Source organism: Streptomyces sp. NBC_00038, from assembly GCF_026343635.1.
Taxonomy (GTDB): domain Bacteria; phylum Actinomycetota; class Actinomycetes; order Streptomycetales; family Streptomycetaceae; genus Streptomyces.
Map to the genome: position 1 here is coordinate 6763796 of NZ_JAPELQ010000001.1, position 16508 is coordinate 6780303.

The 16508-nt window shown below is 69.9% G+C and carries 15 protein-coding genes; 7 read left to right on the top strand and 8 right to left on the bottom strand.

Annotation, left to right across the window (positions count from 1 at the left end; translation table 11 throughout):
* Window positions 1-7 precede the first annotated feature (7 nt).
* The 3 genes from OG219_RS30735 to OG219_RS30745 form a co-directional block, all read right to left on the bottom strand.
* Window positions 8-640, bottom strand: coding sequence for a TetR/AcrR family transcriptional regulator (locus tag OG219_RS30735; protein WP_266831911.1), 633 nt, complete (start codon window positions 638-640; stop codon window positions 8-10).
* 5 nt (window positions 641-645) lie between these two features.
* Window positions 646-2223 (bottom strand): MFS transporter, encoded by a 1578-nt coding sequence (locus tag OG219_RS30740; protein WP_266831913.1) that lies wholly within the window; start codon window positions 2221-2223, stop codon window positions 646-648.
* Window positions 2224-2560: 337 nt separating this feature from the next.
* Window positions 2561-3319 (bottom strand): hemolysin III family protein, encoded by a 759-nt coding sequence (locus OG219_RS30745; protein WP_266831915.1) that lies wholly within the window; start codon window positions 3317-3319, stop codon window positions 2561-2563.
* A 383-nt stretch (window positions 3320-3702) separates the two neighbouring features.
* Between OG219_RS30745 and OG219_RS30750 the strand changes: the two genes are divergently transcribed.
* The 7 genes from OG219_RS30750 to OG219_RS30780 all read left to right on the top strand — a co-directional run bounded on the left by OG219_RS30750 (window position 3703) and on the right by OG219_RS30780 (window position 11197).
* A complete protein-coding gene (locus OG219_RS30750; RefSeq protein WP_266831917.1) occupies window positions 3703-5535 on the top strand; it encodes a phosphoenolpyruvate carboxykinase (GTP) in 1833 nt (610 codons plus the stop codon).
* Window positions 5536-5844: 309 nt separating this feature from the next.
* Complete coding sequence (locus tag OG219_RS30755; RefSeq protein WP_323183308.1) at window positions 5845-6855, top strand: serine/threonine-protein kinase; 1011 nt, start codon at window positions 5845-5847, stop codon at window positions 6853-6855.
* Window positions 6839-7318, top strand: coding sequence for a hypothetical protein (locus tag OG219_RS30760; RefSeq protein WP_266831919.1), 480 nt, complete (start codon window positions 6839-6841; stop codon window positions 7316-7318). The genes OG219_RS30755 and OG219_RS30760 overlap by 17 nt, the downstream gene beginning before the upstream one ends.
* Window positions 7319-7411: 93 nt before the next feature.
* On the top strand, window positions 7412-8383 hold the full coding sequence (locus tag OG219_RS30765; protein ID WP_266831921.1) for a hypothetical protein: 972 nt from the start codon (window positions 7412-7414) through the stop codon (window positions 8381-8383).
* Window positions 8384-8455: 72 nt separating this feature from the next.
* Complete coding sequence (locus OG219_RS30770; protein WP_266831923.1) at window positions 8456-9217, top strand: hypothetical protein; 762 nt, start codon at window positions 8456-8458, stop codon at window positions 9215-9217.
* A 28-nt stretch (window positions 9218-9245) separates the two neighbouring features.
* Window positions 9246-10043, top strand: a complete 798-nt coding sequence (locus OG219_RS30775; RefSeq protein WP_266831925.1) for a PP2C family serine/threonine-protein phosphatase — start codon at window positions 9246-9248, stop codon at window positions 10041-10043.
* A complete protein-coding gene (locus OG219_RS30780; protein WP_266831927.1) occupies window positions 10040-11197 on the top strand; it encodes a hypothetical protein in 1158 nt (385 codons plus the stop codon). Before OG219_RS30775 ends, OG219_RS30780 begins: the two co-directional genes overlap by 4 nt.
* Here OG219_RS30780 and OG219_RS30785 read toward each other — a convergent pair whose 3' ends face one another.
* From OG219_RS30785 to OG219_RS30805, 5 genes are all read right to left on the bottom strand, one after another.
* A complete protein-coding gene (locus OG219_RS30785; protein WP_266836291.1) occupies window positions 11198-11788 on the bottom strand; it encodes a hypothetical protein in 591 nt (196 codons plus the stop codon).
* A 31-nt stretch (window positions 11789-11819) separates the two neighbouring features.
* A complete protein-coding gene (locus OG219_RS30790) occupies window positions 11820-13370 on the bottom strand; it encodes a substrate-binding and VWA domain-containing protein (RefSeq protein WP_266831932.1) in 1551 nt (516 codons plus the stop codon).
* Window positions 13367-14542: a toxic anion resistance protein gene (locus OG219_RS30795; RefSeq protein ID WP_266831933.1), complete on the bottom strand. Its 1176-nt coding sequence runs from the start codon at window positions 14540-14542 to the stop codon at window positions 13367-13369. Before OG219_RS30795 ends, OG219_RS30790 begins: the two co-directional genes overlap by 4 nt.
* A gap of 13 nt (window positions 14543-14555) precedes the next feature.
* A complete protein-coding gene (locus OG219_RS30800; RefSeq protein ID WP_266831934.1) occupies window positions 14556-15629 on the bottom strand; it encodes a substrate-binding domain-containing protein in 1074 nt (357 codons plus the stop codon).
* A 449-nt stretch (window positions 15630-16078) separates the two neighbouring features.
* Window positions 16079-16498: a hypothetical protein gene (locus OG219_RS30805; protein ID WP_266831935.1), complete on the bottom strand. Its 420-nt coding sequence runs from the start codon at window positions 16496-16498 to the stop codon at window positions 16079-16081.
* Between the last annotated feature and the right edge of the window lie 10 nt (window positions 16499-16508).

A 16508-nucleotide genomic window follows, 5' to 3' on the forward strand; every position in this document is an offset into this window, starting at 1 on the left:
CCCGGCCTCAGTCGTCCTTCGCCGGCAGGCCGTGCTCGAGGACGTCCAGGGCGCGGTCCAGGAGGGTGAGGAGGTCGTCCTGGAAATCGTGTTCGGCCCAGTACTGGGTGATCTCCGCGAGGCCGCCGATGAGGGACATCGTGTAGACGCGCGCCTCCAGGCTGCCCGGGTCCCGGCCGGTGCGCTCGGCGACGGCCTGGGCGAGCATGCGGCCGGTGACCGACATGCTCTCCAGCATCCGGGAGCGCACCGCGGGGACCTGGACCATGAGGTGCGAGCGGAGTCGGGTGGCCTCGGGCTCCCTCTCCATCCCGAAGCCGATGGCCAGCTTCATGACGTACCGCAGCGAGTCCATCCACGGCTCGTCCGCCGGCCGCTTGCGCAGTTCCTCCATCAGGACCGGGTCGTACTCGTCCGTGAGGACGATGTCCTCCTTGGTGGGGAAGTAGCGGAAGACCGTGGACGGCGACACCTCGGCGCGCTCGGCGATCTGCTCGATCGTGGTGGCGTCGTACCCCTGCTCCTGGATCAGCCGGTACGTCGCGTCGCGGATCGCGATGCGGGTCTTCATCTTCTTCCGCTCGCGGAGCCCGAGCGGGGGCTCCGCGGGTGGAGTGGAGCTGTGTGCGGTGGCGGCCATGGTGTTCATTGTCCGGCATCTGCGGAGGCCGGGGCCACCTCCGTCTCCTGCTCGGGGGTGGCCCGGACGGCCGGCCCTGACGGCTTCACGTTCGGCAGCAGCGCCGCGGCCAGCAGCGCGGTGACGAGCGCCGCGATCCCGCTGACCAGCAGGACCAGGTTCATGCCGTGGATGTACGAGGCGTCGGCGGAGGCGGCGAGCGCGCTGTCGCCGAGTTGGGCGGCGACGACATGGGCGCCGACCACCGAGTCGGAGGCGGTGTCCGCGGCGGCGCGTGCGAGGCCCGAGGTGTCGAGCCGGTCGCTGTACGCGCTCGCCAGCAGCGAGCCGAGCAGGGCGATACCGATCGCGCTGCCCACCTGGCGCACCGTCATGAGCAGCCCGGAGCCGCTGCCGGCGCGGTCGCGGGGCAGGGCGCCGAGGGCGGCGGACATCGCGGGTACGACGGCGAAGCCGAAGCCGAGCCCGGCGATGGACAGCCACAGGGCGGTGAAGCCGTACCCGTCGCCGACGGACGTACGGCTGCCCAGGATCGCGGCGAAGGCGAGCGCGACCAGGCCCGCGCTGATCACCGCGCGCGACCCGAACTTCCGGATCAGCGGCTCCGCGCCCCTCGCGGCCACCAGCAGTCCGCCCATCATCGGCAGCAGCCGCACCCCGGTGGCGAAGGCGTCGTACCCGAGCACCGCCTGCAGATACTGCGGCAGCACGAACAGCAGCCCGGACAGGACGAACAGGACGAGGGTGGCGGCGAGCGTGTTGAGGAGGAAGCCGCGCTGGGCGAGCAGGGAGAGGTCCAGCATCGGGCGTACGCTGCGGCGTTCGCGTACGACGAGGAGCGTGACCAGGAGCGCGGAGGCCGCGAACAGGACGAGGATCAGCGGGTCGCCCCAGCCGCGGTGCGGGGCCTCGATGATCGCGTAGATCAGGATGCTGAGGCCGGCCGCGGTGTACGCGGTGGAGACGGCGTCGACCTTGGGCGAGGCCGGGTCGCGGGTCTCGGGGAGCAGGAAGACGCAGGCGGCGATGCCGATCGCGGCCATGGGCACGTTGACCAGGAAGACGGAGCCCCACCAGAAGTGGTCGAGGAGCCAGCCGCCGATGATCGGGCCGAGCGGCATGCCCAGCGCGGAGGCGGCGGACACCGCGCCGACCGCCTTGGTCCGCTCGTCGGGTGCGAACAGTGTGGGCAGTACGGCCATCGCGAGCGGCATCACGAGTGCGCCGCCGATGCCCATGACGGCGCGGGCGACGATCACGAGGTTGACGTCGTCGACGAGGGCGCCGACGAGCGAGCCGGCCAGGAAGATGCCGAGCCCGGTGATGAGCATCCGGCGCCGTCCGAAGCGGTCGCCGAGAAGGCCCGCGGGGAGCATCAGCGAGGCGAAGACGACGATGTACGCGTCCGCCATCCACTGCTGTTCGCCGGTGGACGCGCCCAGGTCCCTGGCCATCGTCGGCAGCGCCACATTGAGGATCGTCATGTCGAAACCGAGCACGAGCATGCTCGCGACCAGGGCCCCGAGGGCCCACCAGCGGCGGGGGTCGCGCCGTACGGCGTCGTCGTTAGTGAGAGTAACCATGAAATGAGAGTAACTCTCAAAAGATGGTTGCTGTCAACGTGTGGATGAGGGTGGGTGGGGAGGGCGAGCGGGGGGAGCTGCCGGGAGGGGCTCATTGTCAGTGCGGCATGTCACTCTGAGATGGGGCTGATTCACGGTCCGTGATGAAGGGAGGGGGCTCGTGAGGAGCACTGCCAATGTGCTGGCGCTTTTGGTCGCCGCGCTGTGCGTGGTCGGATTCCTGGTCGGCGGCTCGACCGCGGTCCTGGGGGTCGTCGTGGTGGGTGTGGCCGCCGTGACATGCAAAGTGGCCGCGGCTTCGAAGCCACGGCCACTGAGGGTGAGTCGGTCGAAAAGATCAGCCGTGCTGATAGGCGACCAGCGAGATCCCGACGTAGTGCACGACGAACGCGCCGACGGTGAGGGAGTGGAACACCTCGTGGAAGCCGAACCAGCTCGGTGACGGGTTGGGGCGCTTGATCCCGTAGATCACGCCGCCCGCGCTGTAGAGCAGCCCGCCGACGATCACCAGGACGAGCACGGCGATGCCGCCCGTCCGCATGAAGTCGGGGAGGAAGAAGACGGCCGCCCAGCCCATCGCGATGTAGCAGGGGGTGTAGAGCCAGCGTGGGGCGCCGACCCAGAACACCCGGAAGATGATGCCCGCCGCGGCCGCGGCCCAGATGCTCCACAGGAGCCACTGCCCCTTGGCGTCCGGCAGCAGCAGCATCGTCAGCGGCGTGTAGGTGCCCGCGATGATCAGGAAGATGTTCGCGTGGTCGAGTCTGCGCAGCACCCCGTCCATCCGCGGGCTCCAGTTGCCCCGGTGGTAGAGCGCGCTCACCCCGAACAGGAGGCAGGCCGTCAGGGCGAAGATCGCGCAGGCGACGCGGGCGCGGGTCGATGTCGCGAGAGCGGTGAGCACCAGGCCCGAGATGAGGACGGCCGGAAACATACCGAGATGCAGCCAGCCGCGGAGCTTGGGCTTGATCTCGTCCGACAGCGACGGGTGCGGCAGCGACAGATGTGAGGAGGACGAGCGCGACGAGGAGTGCGCGACGGAACCGTGGCCGGCGGCCGGCGAGTCCGTGGGCGCGTCGGGGACGGACGCAGTCATGCGCTGAATCGTACCTACGGAACCGTAAGTTACGTATCAGGATGCCCTTATGAAGGGCGAATAGTGGCCATCGTCTCACGCGCGCCCGGAGCGCGATAGGTCGCACCGTTGCGCGCCCCGGGTCGCTCCACCGCTGGCCGTGGGCAGGGGGGCGCCGGGGTGCCGGGGGGTGAACCCGAAATGGCGCGGAGAAAACCCGGAGATGAGTGGCGATGCTCACTCCGCTCAGCTGTGAGGCCCTCTGGACATATGCGCGGTCTAGTCGGATGATCAAATGAGTGCGGTCGGCACCGGATGAGCGCCAGGGGATCCACCATCGTGAAGCATCCGGGTCGCAGCCCCCACGGGGCACAAACAACAAAACCCCTCATTTAGGAGCAATCGTGGCGCGCGACATCGCGGCTCCCACCGTCGTACCCACCAACCACAAAGCACTGATCTCGTGGGTGAACGAGATCGCCGAACTGACCCAGCCGGACAGCGTGGTCTGGTGTGACGGATCCGAAGCCGAGTACGAGCGACTGAGCGAGGAACTCGTCCGCAAGGGCACCTTCAAGAAGCTCGACCCGATCAAGCGCCCCAACTCCTACTACGCCGCCTCCGACCCGACCGATGTCGCGCGGGTCGAGGACCGGACGTTCATCTGCTCCGAGAAGGAAGAGGACGCCGGTCCGACGAACCACTGGAAGGCGCCCGGCGAGATGCGGGAGATCTTCCAGGGCACGGACGGCAAGGGCGGTGTGTTCCGCGGCTCGATGCGCGGGCGCACGATGTACGTCGTCCCCTTCTGTATGGGCCCGCTCGGCTCCGACCTCTCCGCGATCGGTGTCGAGATCACCGACTCCGCGTACGTCGCCGTGTCCATGCGCACCATGACCCGCATGGGTCAGCCGGTCCTGGACGAGCTCGGCTCCGACGGCTTCTTCGTGCGTGCTGTGCACACGCTCGGAGCGCCGCTGGCCGAGGGCGAGGCGGATGTGCCGTGGCCGTGCAACTCCACGAAGTACATCTCGCACTTCCCGGAGTCCCGCGAGATCTGGTCCTACGGCTCGGGCTACGGCGGCAACGCGCTGCTCGGCAAGAAGTGCTACGCGCTGCGCATCGCCTCCGTGATGGCGCGCGACGAGGGCTGGCTGGCCGAGCACATGCTCATCCTCAAGCTGACCCCGCCGCAGGGCGAGTCGAAGTACGTCGCCGCCGCGTTCCCGAGTGCCTGCGGCAAGACGAACCTCGCCATGCTGGAGCCGACGGTCGGCGGCTGGACGGTCGAGACGATCGGTGACGACATCGCGTGGATGCGGTTCGGCGAGGACGGCCGGCTGTACGCGATCAACCCCGAGGCCGGTTTCTTCGGCGTCGCGCCCGGTACCGGTGAGCACACCAACGCCAACGCGATGAAGACGCTGTGGGGCAACTCCGTCTTCACCAACGTGGCGCTGACCGACGACAACGACATCTGGTGGGAGGGCATGACGGAGGAGACTCCGGCCCACCTGACGGACTGGAAGGGCAACGACTGGACCCCCGAGTCCGGCGTCCCGGCCGCCCACCCGAACGCCCGCTTCACCGTCCCCGCAGCGCAGTGCCCGATCATCGCGCCCGAGTGGGAGGACCCCAAGGGCGTGCCGATCTCCGCGATCCTCTTCGGCGGCCGCCGCGCGACCGCCGTACCGCTGGTCACGGAATCCTTCGACTGGAACCACGGTGTCTTCCTCGGTGCGAACGTCGCCTCCGAGAAGACCGCCGCCGCCGAGGGCAAGGTCGGCGAGCTGCGCCGCGACCCGTTCGCCATGCTGCCGTTCTGCGGCTACAACATGGGCGACTACATGGGCCACTGGATCGACGTCGCCAAGGACAAGGACCAGGCGAAACTGCCGAAGATCTACTACGTGAACTGGTTCCGCAAGAACGACGCGGGCAAGTTCGTGTGGCCGGGCTTCGGTGAGAACAGCCGTGTCCTGAAGTGGATCGTCGACCGCCTGGACGGCAAGGCCGAGGGCGTCGAGACCCCGATCGGCATCCTGCCTGCCAAGGGCGCCCTGGACACCAACGGTCTCGAACTGTCCGAGTCCGACCTCGACTTCCTGCTCACCGTCGACAAGGACGTGTGGCGCGAGGAGGCCGCGCTCGTACCGGAGCACCTCAACACGTTCGGCACGCACACTCCCAAGGAACTGTGGGACGAGTACCGCGCGCTGGTGCAGCGCCTGGGCTAGTCCCACGGGAATCTCCGCGGCCGGTCGGACTTGCCCTGACCTGCGACGTCGTCAAGACCGGCCGCGGTGACCGCGACTCGGGGGAGGCCGGGTCCGCGCACAACGGTGTGCGCGGACCCGGCCTTCTTGTGTGCCGGACACCATCGCGCCTGGGTGTCGCACGTCGTCCCGCCTGGGTGCCGCACGTCCTCACGCTTGTGCGTCGAACGTAATCCCGGTCCCCATTTCCGGCATCACCTCTGCCACGGCGGGGATTTCGCGGGACACTCGGGACATCCTGCAACGAACCCCTGGATCGAGGTGAGCGGGGTGCGTACGCCCGTCAGTGACCCGTTGAAGATAGGGCCGTACCGCATCGTCGGACGGCTGGGCTCCGGCGGGATGGGATGGGTGTATCTCGGCCGTTCGCCGGCCGGGCGCGAGGTCGCGGTGAAGGTGGTGCGGGCCGAGCTGGCGGCGGAGCCCGAGTTCCGGGAGCGCTTCGCGCGCGAGGTCGCGGCGGCGCGGGTGGTCAGCGGCGCGTACACCGCGGCCGTCGTGGACGCCGACACCCGGGCCGAACTGCCGTGGCTGGCCACGATGTACGTGCCCGGACCCTCGCTCGCCGAGGCCGTCCGCACCGACGGACCGCTGCCCGAGCCGCAGGTACGGCAACTGGGCGCGGGCCTGGTCGAGGCGCTCCAGGCCATCCACGCCGCCCGCGTCGTACACCGTGACCTGAAACCGGCGAACGTGCTCCTCGCCTCCGACGGTCCCCGCGTCATCGACTTCGGGATCTCCCGCGTCGACGGCGTACCCGGGCTCACCCAGGCGGGCATCGTGGTCGGCACACCGCCGTTCATGTCGCCCGAGCAGATCAAGGGCGCGCAGGTGGGGCCGCCGAGCGATGTCTTCTCCCTCGGCGGGGTGCTGGTGTTCGCCCTGTCGGGCCGCCCGCCGTTCGGGAGCGGGGACGCCGTGCGCTTCCGGGTCGTACAGAGCGAACCCGAACTCGACGCCGTACCCCGGGGAACACGCGAGCTGATCGCGCGCTGTCTGGCCAAGCGGCCCGAGGACCGGCCCCAACTGGACGAACTGCTCGCCGCGTTGCTGGAGGAGACCCCGAAACCGGCGTCCTGGCCACCGCCCACCGTGGCCCACAGCATCAAGGTCCGCACCAGCGATCTGGCCGACCGTCGCAAGGCCGCGGTCGCCGGGCGCGGGGCCGGTACGAGTGTGTCCGTGCCCTCCTGTCTGCTGCTGCACGCCCAGGCGCTGCTGGACGCCGGGCTGACCGACGCGATGGTCGCCGAGGCGGTGGGCCGTGGCGGCGACGCCTGATTCCTCGCCCACGCGTTTTCCCGGCCGGGAGCCCGAGGTACTCGAAATCGGCGCGCACTGGCGGCGGATGGTGCAGACCTGGGTGGCCGGACGGAATTACCACACCGTGACCGACACCGTTTCCGTTTCCATGCAATTCGATCTCAAGGAAACGGGACGGCAGGTCACCGTGAGATTCATGACCACCAAACGGCTCCTGGTCGCCTTCGTGACCGACGGTCATTATCTGCGCCAGGATCAACTGGCCGTCGCCGCCGCGGCATCGAACGCATGGAATACCGAACAACTGAATCCCATGCTCTCCGTATGGGACGTAAGAGGTCCGCGCCCCTGTCTCGCCGGAGTCTGCGATCTGCCGCTGACCTGCCGGATGACGCAAACGGATTTCGATGCTTTGGCCAGTGATTGGGTGGAACGGGCGAGGCAGATGTTCACACGCTGCCATCAGGTATTCAAGTTGTAGAATTGAAACCGGTGGTTTTCCTAAAACCCTTCCGGGCGCACGCCGGTTGCCCCCACTATGGGCGAGTGCCTTTTAGGCCACGGGGGGTTGCCCATGAGGCGTTCACTGTTTTTCGCGGTGTTTTTCGGAATGGTGGTCGCCCTGCTTCCCACGGGGGCGGCGGCCGCAGAGCCCTGCGACAAGGACTTCGGGGCCCGCCTCAAGTGCTGGTCGACCTTGGCCAAGGCGGAGATCGTCCCGGTCACCCTGGACGACGAGGTGCCGTTCGATGCCAAGGACCCCGACCGCGGGGCGGCCGAGAAGACCTTGCGGGACCACCGCGAGAACCTCGTGGTCGAGGTGCCGGCGGGCGCGAGGACCGGCGGGGGCGGAACGGCACTCCTCCTGCTCGCGGGCACCGGCTGGGTGGCGGGCGACGCCACGATCGACGATCTGCCGGACGCTGCCCGGGAGGATCTGGAGAAGCTCTCCCTCTGCGGTGAAACCGCCCCGGACGACCTCGAAAAGCTGTGCAACAAGCTGGCGGCCGGCCCGGTCAAGGGCCAGGACCTGATCGAGGCAGCCGACGGCGCCTATCGCCCCCCGCAGTCGTACCCCGGCTCCACGGACGACGAGTCCTCGTATCCCGATCCGCTCCTCATCATCGTGAGCACCCTCCTCGTAGCACTGCTCACCGCCCTCGTGCTCGTCATCCGCCGCTCCTCCCGAGCGGCGCCCCGCCGCACCCTCGCCACTGCGGGCGGCGGCACGGTTCCCACCGCGAACAGCCGCGCGGCCGACGAGAAGACCACCCATCTCAGGGTGGATCCGGCCCCCCGCCACGGGCGCCGGGTCGGCAACGTACCCGGCCCCGCGAGGTCCGCCCTCGTCCGCACCGAACTGCACCCGCAGGGCTATGTCGAGCTCGACCGCGTGCTGTACCGCGCGGTGTGGGCGGAGCCCGGCCGCCCGCCGCCCGCCCCCGGCGGACTCGTCGACGTCACGGACGCACGCGAGCGCGACTCCGACGTCCTGTACGCCTTCCCGCCCACGACGGGACGGCACGCCAAAGGCACCCGGTCCTGAGGCCCGCAGACCCTGAGTCCCCGGGGACCCCTGAGTCCCCTCAGACCCTGAAACCAGGAGAAGAGAACAGAGATGCACAGCGATCACCCGCCCACCATGCCGGCGGAGTACGCCGACATCGAGTTCGAGAACAACGCGCAACGCCTGCCCCTCGTGCTCTGCCTCGACACCTCCAGTTCCATGGCGGGCCCGCCCATCCAGACCCTCAACAACGCGCTCATGGAGTGGACCCGGGAACTGCACGACGACGTCAGCCTCAGCTACAGCGTCGAGGTCGCCGTCGTCACCTTCGGCGGCCAGGGCGTCGTCGCCTGGCGTGGCCCCCAACTCCTGGACCCGCGTGCCCCGGTGAGCCCCTTCGTGCCCGCCCACATGTTCCGGCCGCCGCAGCTCGCCGCCGCCGGGGTGACCCTGATGACGGAGGCCGTCGAGCTGTCGATGCACATCGTCGCGGCCCGCAAGGCCGAGCTGCGCGCCTCCGGACTGCAGTACTACCGGCCGCAGATCTGCCTGGTCACCGACGGTCTGCCGACCGACGGCACGGGCCATCTCACCGACTCCTGGCACCGGTTGATCCCCGTACTCGCCGACGAGCAGAGCGCCCGCCGCTTCCGCCTGTACGCGATAGGGGTGGGCGGCATCACGGACATGGGCGAGCAGGTGCTCCAGGCTTTCGCCCCGAAGTTCAACGCCCGGCTGCAGGGGTTCCCGTTCCGGGAGCTGCTCCAGATGATGTCGGCGAGCGCGAACGCCGAGCAGAAGGGCGCCGGCGACGAGGTCTTCGAGAAGATCTTCAGCCAGTTCAAGACCCAGCGCCCGGCCTGGGAGTCCTGACCGAACGACCGGATGGGAATCCTGACTCATGGCCGGAGCGGAAAAGCTGGAATCGCCGTGGCGCATCCACGGCATGAGCGTCGAGGGCTACCGCCACCGCCGCCAGGGCCTGCCCTGCCAGGACGCCTGCGCGTACAAGGCGTCGGCGTACGTGGCGGTCCTCGCGGTCGCGGACGGCGCGGGCAGCCGTCCGCGCTCCGAGGAGGGGTCGAGGCTCGCGGTCGAGCTGGCCACCGAGCACTTCGCGCGGCGGGCCGACGCGGCGGCCGACTGCCGGCCCGGCGAGGCCGTCCACGAGCTGCTCGAAGACGCCTTCCACGATGTCAGCAAGGTCTTCCTGGACAGGACAGGCGCCGACGCCGCCGACTTCGCCACCACGCTCACCGTCGTGGTGCTCGCCCCGGGCTGGCTGGGCCAGCTCACGGTCGGCGACGGCTTCGTCGTACTGCGAGCCGGTACGGAGGACGGAGAGCGGCAGTTCCATCTGCTGCCGCAGCCGCGGGCCGCCAGCGAGTACAGCAACGAGACGGTCTTCCTCACCTCGCCGGACGCGGCCCGCTGGGTGCACACCGACTGTGTGTCCGACGAGGGGATCGACGGGGTGCTGCTGTCCACGGACGGGCTCGTGCAGGCCGCGCTCACCCGGGCCGCCTCCGGGGCGCAGTCACCGAACGCGTCCTTCGCCGACGCCGTGTTCCGCTCCCTGGACACGGTCACCGACGACGCCCACGAGGGACTCGCCGCGCTGCTCAGGTCGGACCGTCTCACCGCCCTCAACGCCGACGACAAGACCCTGTTGCGGGCCGTGCGCAAGGCGCGGCCATGAGCGGCCTCACGGTGTTCCTGGATGGGAAGCCCGTCGTCCTGGCGGAACTGCCGCTGAAGGGCGGCGGCCAGGCGGCCGTCTACCCGGTCGTCGGCGACGACGGGATCGTCGTCAAGCTCTACCGCGAGCCGCCGGGTCCCGAACAGGAACGGCGGCTGATGCGGATGCTGACCATGTCCCCGCTCGCCGCCCGCCCCACCAACGCCTCCCAGCCCCCCGAACTGGCCTGGCCCACCGCCCTCGCCCGCGGCACCCGGGGCGAGTTCCTCGGTTACGCCATGCGCCGCTTCGGCGAACCCCAACACGTCCAGCTGATCGGCCTGTTCACCCGCGCCCAGCGCCTCAAGCTCTTCCCCGACCGGGCCGACTGGCGCTTCCTGCTCGGCGTCTCCTGGAACCTCGCCTTCATGACCGCCCGCATGCACTACGACAACCTCGTCATCGGCGACTTCTCCAGCAGCAACGTCGTCGTCGACGGGAACGGCTTCGTCACCTTCCTCGACTGCGACTCCATCGCCTTCACCGACCCGGTGACCGGGGAACCCTTCCCCTGCCTGATGCACACCACCGACTACTCGTCCCCCGAGCGCCAGGCCGGCGGCCCCGCCACCCGCGCCACCGACGACTTCGCCCTCGCCGTCCTCGTCTACCAGCTGCTCACGGCGGGCAACCACCCCTTCGGCGGCGTCCCGCACGACAGCGCCTCCGAGTCGACCGTCAAGGACAACATCGCCGCCAGCTGCTCCTACGTCGTACGCCCCGAACTGGTCGTCATCCCGCGCGGCACCGTCGACCCCTCCGTGCTGCCCCCGGAACTCCTCACGCTGGCCCGAGCCGCCTTCGGCCCCGGCGTACTGGCCCCCGCCGCGCGCCCCCAGGCGGAGGCGTGGCTACGCGCCCTGGACAGGGAACGCGCGCTGGTACGGGTCTGCCGGATGCGCCCGCTGCACGCGTACGGGTCCCATCTGCCGACCTGCCCGTGGTGCACGCGGGCGGCGGTCACGGGGCACGACGTGTTCAACGGGCCGGCGCCGGTTCCGGTGCCTGTCACGCAGCCGGAGGAGGAGCAGCCGTGGCCCGCGGCCCTGAAGGTCGGTCTGCTGATCCTGCTGGTGGTGATCCTCGTGGTCATCGCCGTGAATCTGCCCCAGTGACTACTGGGAGCGCCCCCGGTCCTCCAGATACCGTGTGAGCGACTCCTGCCGCCGCGCCTCCGTCTCCCGCAGCTGTGCCGCCAGCCGTTCCGACTCCTCGTGGAGCACGGCGAGTTGGCGCTCCAGGTGGCGTTCCGGCGGTTCGGTGCCGGGTGTCATCCGGGTCCACCACCGCGTCCGTACGAAGGTGTCGACGGCCTCGGGGATGTCCTGCCGGATGGCTCGGGACAGCGTGTGCACGCCCTCCGGGTCCTGTGCGAGAACCGCGGCGACCCAGCCGGGGTCAAGGAGGGCGGTGAGGATCTCCGTGAGTTCGGTGAGGCGTCCGGCGGCAGCGGGCGGCAGTTCGACGCCGTTCAGGTACTCGCGCAGCTTGCTGAAGTCGCCGCGGAGTTCGTCGAGTTGGGCGGAGGGGTCCGGGAAGTCGGGGAGCGGCGGGTGTTCCGGCGGGGCGATCAGGGCGCCCGCGCCGTAGAGGCCGAGGACGACGGCGGGCCAGTAGGCGCCCGCGAGTCCGGTGAAGGTCAGGGCGAGCCCGGCGATCCCGCCCGCGCTCCCGGCGAGGTTCTTGCGGGACTCCAGATAGCCCATGAACCGGTTGGCCCGATTAGCCCTATCGGTCTTATTGGTAGCCACGGATCTCCTCGAAGGCGCCGTCGAGCGAGCCCTTCTGGGCGTCGAAGAGGCGGCCGCCGGTCAGGTCGGCGATGTGCTGGAGTTCGGCGCGGTCGGAGTCCCCGAAGAGGATCGGGAAGACGGGTATCTCCTGCTCGGCGGCGGGCAGTCGGCCGTAGAAGCCATCGAACTCGTCCGCGCTCGCGCCCGCCGTGTTCTCACCGTCCGTCATCAGCACGATCGACGTGAACGTGTCGTCGTCGGCGCCGAGATGCTCGTACGCCTTCTCCAGCGAGGTGAAGATGGCGGTATCCCCTTCGGCGGTGAGCGCCTTGGTGTCCTTGCGGATGCCGTCGAGTCCGGTCCCCGGGTCCGCGGGCGACACCACGTGCGTGCGGACGCTCTTGACCTCCGAGCCGAACGGCATCAGCGTCACCTCCTCGCGCTCGCGGAAGTCGCTCGTCAGATCGGTGAGCGCCTTCTTGAGCCGGTCGAGGCGGCCGTCCTCGCGCATCGAGCCCGAGGTGTCGAGGACGTATACGGTCCTGGACGGCCGACGGAGCTTGTTCTCGTAGGCGTCGAGGAGGCCGTCGGCGACGGACTGGCTTCCGGGGAAGGGGAGTTCGCGCCTTCGGCTGGTGTCGAGGCCGGTCGCCGGGGCGACGGAGGCGACGACCGGGCGGCGCAGGGTCTCCTTGGTGATCTGCCGCTGGGCGGACGGGGCGCGCAGGGCCTCGGTGAGACGGCGGACGTCCTCGCGGGTGTCCTTGGAGGACGAGGCGAGGGAGGTCAGCGGATAGTCCGCGGTCACCACGCCGTCGCTCGGCCGGATGACGGTGAGGCCCTTCATGCCCTTGAGGACCGACTCGTAGTTGAGCAGGGCGTCCACGGTGCCGCGGCGCTCGTAGGCGGCCGCCAGCCAGCCCGAGGAACCCGAGGTCAGCTTCTGCCCCTGGAAGAACTCCCGCAGCTTCGGCGTCGCCTTGTCCACGTCCGCGTCCGTCAGAGCCGACTGCGCTCCGGACAGGCCCGAGGCCACCGAGATCAGCGTGGAGAAACCGGAGTTGGAGCGGGCCGGATCGGTCATGCCGTACGTCAGCTTCCCGTCCGCGACCGCCGTCTCCACCTGCGACCAGGTGACGTCGTCCGGATTCCAGCCCAGCTCGCTCACGGTCGCCGGCTTGACGCCGATGGCCACCGGGCTGGACATGATCGACGTCTCGGAGACGACCTTCTTCGCCGCGTCGGGACGCAGCCGCAGATAGTCGTTGGAGGACAGCCACAGGGCGTCGTACGAACCGTCCACCTTGCCCTGCGCGAGCAGGTCCACGGCGGCGAGGGTGCCGATGTAGGTGGGCTTCACCGTGATGCCGGTGTCCTGCTGGATCTGCTTCAACACCCCTGTCATGTCGCTGAGTTCGCTGGAGGCGAGGACACGGAGGGTGCCGGGTGTGGGCTCCGCCGCCTTGGGGTCCTCCGTCGTGTTCTCCGCCGTGCAGGCCGACACGGCGAGCAGAGCCGCCGCCGTCAGTACGGCGAACGCGCTTCGTCGTCTCATCCGTTGCCGCCTTCGAGGGCACCCTGCGAGCGGCTGCGCTCCAAGTACGCGCTGGCGTGCTGGAGTTCGGAGGTAAGGGACTCGACGGTCACGGCCATGGCCTCGGTGGCCTGGACCTTGTACGTGTCGATCGCGTCCAGGGTGCGGTAGATCTGCTGGAAGGCGGTGCGCAGGGTCTCCGCCCCGACGGCCGGGTCGGCGGCGATCCGCTGGATCTCCCCGCTCTGTGTGGCGAGCATCTCGGCGTTGCCCCGGATCAGGTCCTCCGTCGTGCCGCGCAGGGCGTTGACCTGGTCGACGACCTTGCGCTGGTTGTCGAGGGCGGAGGCGAGCATCACGGAGATGCGCAGCGCCGAGACGGTCGTGGTCGCGGCCCGGTCGACGCCCTTGATCAGCTCTTCGTTGTTGCGGCGTACGACGTCCATGGCCAGGTATCCCTGGGCGCACACGGCCAGTTGGGTCAGCAGGTCCTGGTGCTTCTGCCGTACGGGGAACAGGACGTCGGAGCGGAGGGTGTCGGCCCCCGCCGGGTCCCTGGCCTCCACGCCCGCGATGTGTCCCTCGACCGCCGTGTCCAGCGCCTGGGTGAGGACGACGTACTCCTGGAGCTTGCCCATCGTCTCCCAGAGCCGGACCCGCTCGGTCTGCAACGCGGCGTTGTCCCGGCGCAGTTCGTCCTGGCCGCCGCGCAGCGAGCCCACGATCTTGTTCAAGGTGCCTTGCGCGGAGGCGTACTTGGCGACGTGGTCGCGCAGCTTGTTGCCGCCGGGCAGCCGGGACAGGAACTTCCGCCCTTTGCTCGCGGGCAGGTCGCGCGGGTCCAAGTCCTCCACCACGCGCCGCAGTTCGACGAGCGAGCCCGCCACGTGCGACTGGGCGTCCTCGCCCTTGCCGGGGAGGCTGCGGATGGTGCGCTCCAGCATGCGGTTGGACTGTGCGGCGGCGTTCCGCATCTCGCCCGAGCCCAGGCCCGCGATCTCGCCGACCTTGCCGGCGAACTCGGGCGAGCGGGCGTCCAGGGTGGCGAGCCCGCCGACGTACTCGGCGGCGCGCCTGGCCATGTCGTCCTGCACAGCGGGGTCGACGGGCACGAGCCCGCCCGCCTTCTCGCGGGGCACGGGTGCGACGGCCTCGGGCGGTGTGAGGGTCAGAGTGTTCGGTTCGGTGCTCATTGCTTGCTTCCCCCTACTTCCGGGCCCGGAGTGCCATCTCGTGCAGCACCTTGGAGGCGGGCACGGGCGCCTGCCGGACGCCGGTCAGCTTCTGGTTGATGTACCTGGTCTGGGCGGCGGTCGCCGCCGTGAACTCCGTGCTCGCGCCCTGCGGCCGGAACCCGTGCCGGACGGCGAGCTTGCGCAACGTCGGGTCGGTGCCGAGGAGTTCACCGAGCGCGCGGCCCTCGGGAGTGAGCGGTACGACGGTGTGGTCGCTGTTCGCCGTGGTGTCCGGGTAGAGGACGGTGAGGTCGCCGACGTCCTGGCCCTGCACGAGCAGCGAGGCGACCTGGGACTCGTAGGCGAGGACGAGCGGGTTGCCGGCCCCGCTGACGAAGTCCCTGAACGTCGCGTCCGTACTGCTCTGTTGAGCGCCCTGGACGCTGATCAGCTTGTGCATCAGGGGTGCGGTGCGGGCCACGGCGGCGTTGTCCGTGGCCACGCGTCCGCCGTCGGCGACGTACGAGGCGGCGGCGAGGTAGAGGGCGCCGGAGTTGGACGTCTCGGGGTCGGTGGTGGCGATGAAGAGCGTGCCGGTCAGCTCGCCGTACTTCTCGGACCCCTTGAGCTCCTGCCAAGTCCGGTCCTGCCCGGCCGCCTTGAGGTAGGCGGACATCTTCAGGGTGCCGGTGGCCTTGTCGAGCGTCGCCAGGCCGTTCTGCTCCAGGACCTCGGCGGCGTTGCGGTGCGCCACGACGACGAAGGGGGAGTAGAAGGGCCGGGGAAGCGGCTTCTGCGCGTGGTACTTGTCGGCCAGCTCATCGGCCGGCGCCTGGCTTGAAGGGAAGGCGAAGTCGTACCCCTTGAGGTCCAGGCCCTCCATGGCCCAGGACCCGGAGGTCTCCGTCTTCACGGTGTAGCCCTTGGCAGCGAGGGCCTTCACCACGTCGGGATCGGCGAAGAACTCCGCCTTCTCCGATCCGATAACTCCTTGCACGGTCTTCGTTGCCGTGTCCTTGTCCTGACCTTCGCGGCCTGCGACGACGGCTGCTACCACTCCGCCGATCAGCAGCACCGCCAGGACGATTCCTACGATGCGTCTCACACCCGAGAGCGTGCTCCCGGACTCCAACATTCCCCCCGGCTCGGGGTGAACACCGGGTGACGACGGGGTCCCGGTACGCAACCGGAACGGGGGGTGCCGCTACGGGGGTCCACTGCACGGGGGTTGTCCGGTTCCCGCCGGTCCGCCCGGGCGTCTCGCTGCGCGAGGGCGACGCAGGCTCGGCACCGCCGAAGGGGGCGGTGGGGGCGGGTCGCCGCTGCGGCGGAGGACCAGCGCCGGTCGGGCCAGTTCCTTCCGCCGCAGCGGCGCTCAGCCACGATGGCGCCTCACGGCGGTGCCGAGTAACCGCAGCCCACCGAAAACACCGGGGTCCCCCCAAAGCCGGGAGCAAGCGAAACCCCGGCCAAAGCGAACGCAGTGCTGTGGCACCCGGTCCGCACGTCGCTGCGGTGCGCGCGGACCGGGGCCGTATGAGGGGAGCCGGAGGCTCAGCGGGCCGCGAGTGCCTGCGGCGCGGTGGCGGACGCGTGGGCGTCCATGCGCTCGGCGGCGAGGATCGCGGCGGCGGTGTCGGCGCGGGACGCCGCGACGACGAGGGCGCGGCCCGCGAGGGCGTGCGCCCGCTGGTGGAGGGAGAGGAGCTGCGGCTCGTGAAGGGCGTCGGCCACCGACGACCGTACCGGCGCCACCCCGTCCCGAAGCCGGGCCACCTGCGCGGTGAGCCGCTCACCCGCCGCGTCCAGATCGCCGGACGGCGCGATCGCACGGATCTCGTCGGTCACGGCGAGCAGCGCCGCGAGGTGGCCGGCCAGCTGGATGTCCAGCTCCTCCTCGCGCGACCGATGGGGAAAGTCGGAGGTGGTGCCGGCCGTCGTGTGGACCGACTTGGTGCGGATCGGTTCGTACATGAACGGCCTC

Coding starts and splice junctions, on each gene's coding strand:
- OG219_RS30770 (WP_266831923.1), top strand. CDS start 8,456: ATGCACAGCGATCACCCGCCCACCATGCCGGCGGAGTACGCCGACATC.
- OG219_RS30740 (WP_266831913.1), bottom strand. CDS start 2,223: ATGGTTACTCTCACTAACGACGACGCCGTACGGCGCGACCCCCGCCGC.
- OG219_RS30765 (WP_266831921.1), top strand. CDS start 7,412: ATGAGGCGTTCACTGTTTTTCGCGGTGTTTTTCGGAATGGTGGTCGCC.
- OG219_RS30780 (WP_266831927.1), top strand. CDS start 10,040: ATGAGCGGCCTCACGGTGTTCCTGGATGGGAAGCCCGTCGTCCTGGCG.
- OG219_RS30745 (WP_266831915.1), bottom strand. CDS start 3,319: ATGACTGCGTCCGTCCCCGACGCGCCCACGGACTCGCCGGCCGCCGGC.
- OG219_RS30785 (WP_266836291.1), bottom strand. CDS start 11,788: ATGGGCTATCTGGAGTCCCGCAAGAACCTCGCCGGGAGCGCGGGCGGG.
- OG219_RS30795 (WP_266831933.1), bottom strand. CDS start 14,542: ATGAGCACCGAACCGAACACTCTGACCCTCACACCGCCCGAGGCCGTC.
- OG219_RS30805 (WP_266831935.1), bottom strand. CDS start 16,498: ATGTACGAACCGATCCGCACCAAGTCGGTCCACACGACGGCCGGCACC.
- OG219_RS30735 (WP_266831911.1), bottom strand. CDS start 640: ATGGCCGCCACCGCACACAGCTCCACTCCACCCGCGGAGCCCCCGCTC.
- OG219_RS30790 (WP_266831932.1), bottom strand. CDS start 13,370: ATGAGACGACGAAGCGCGTTCGCCGTACTGACGGCGGCGGCTCTGCTC.
- OG219_RS30775 (WP_266831925.1), top strand. CDS start 9,246: ATGGCCGGAGCGGAAAAGCTGGAATCGCCGTGGCGCATCCACGGCATG.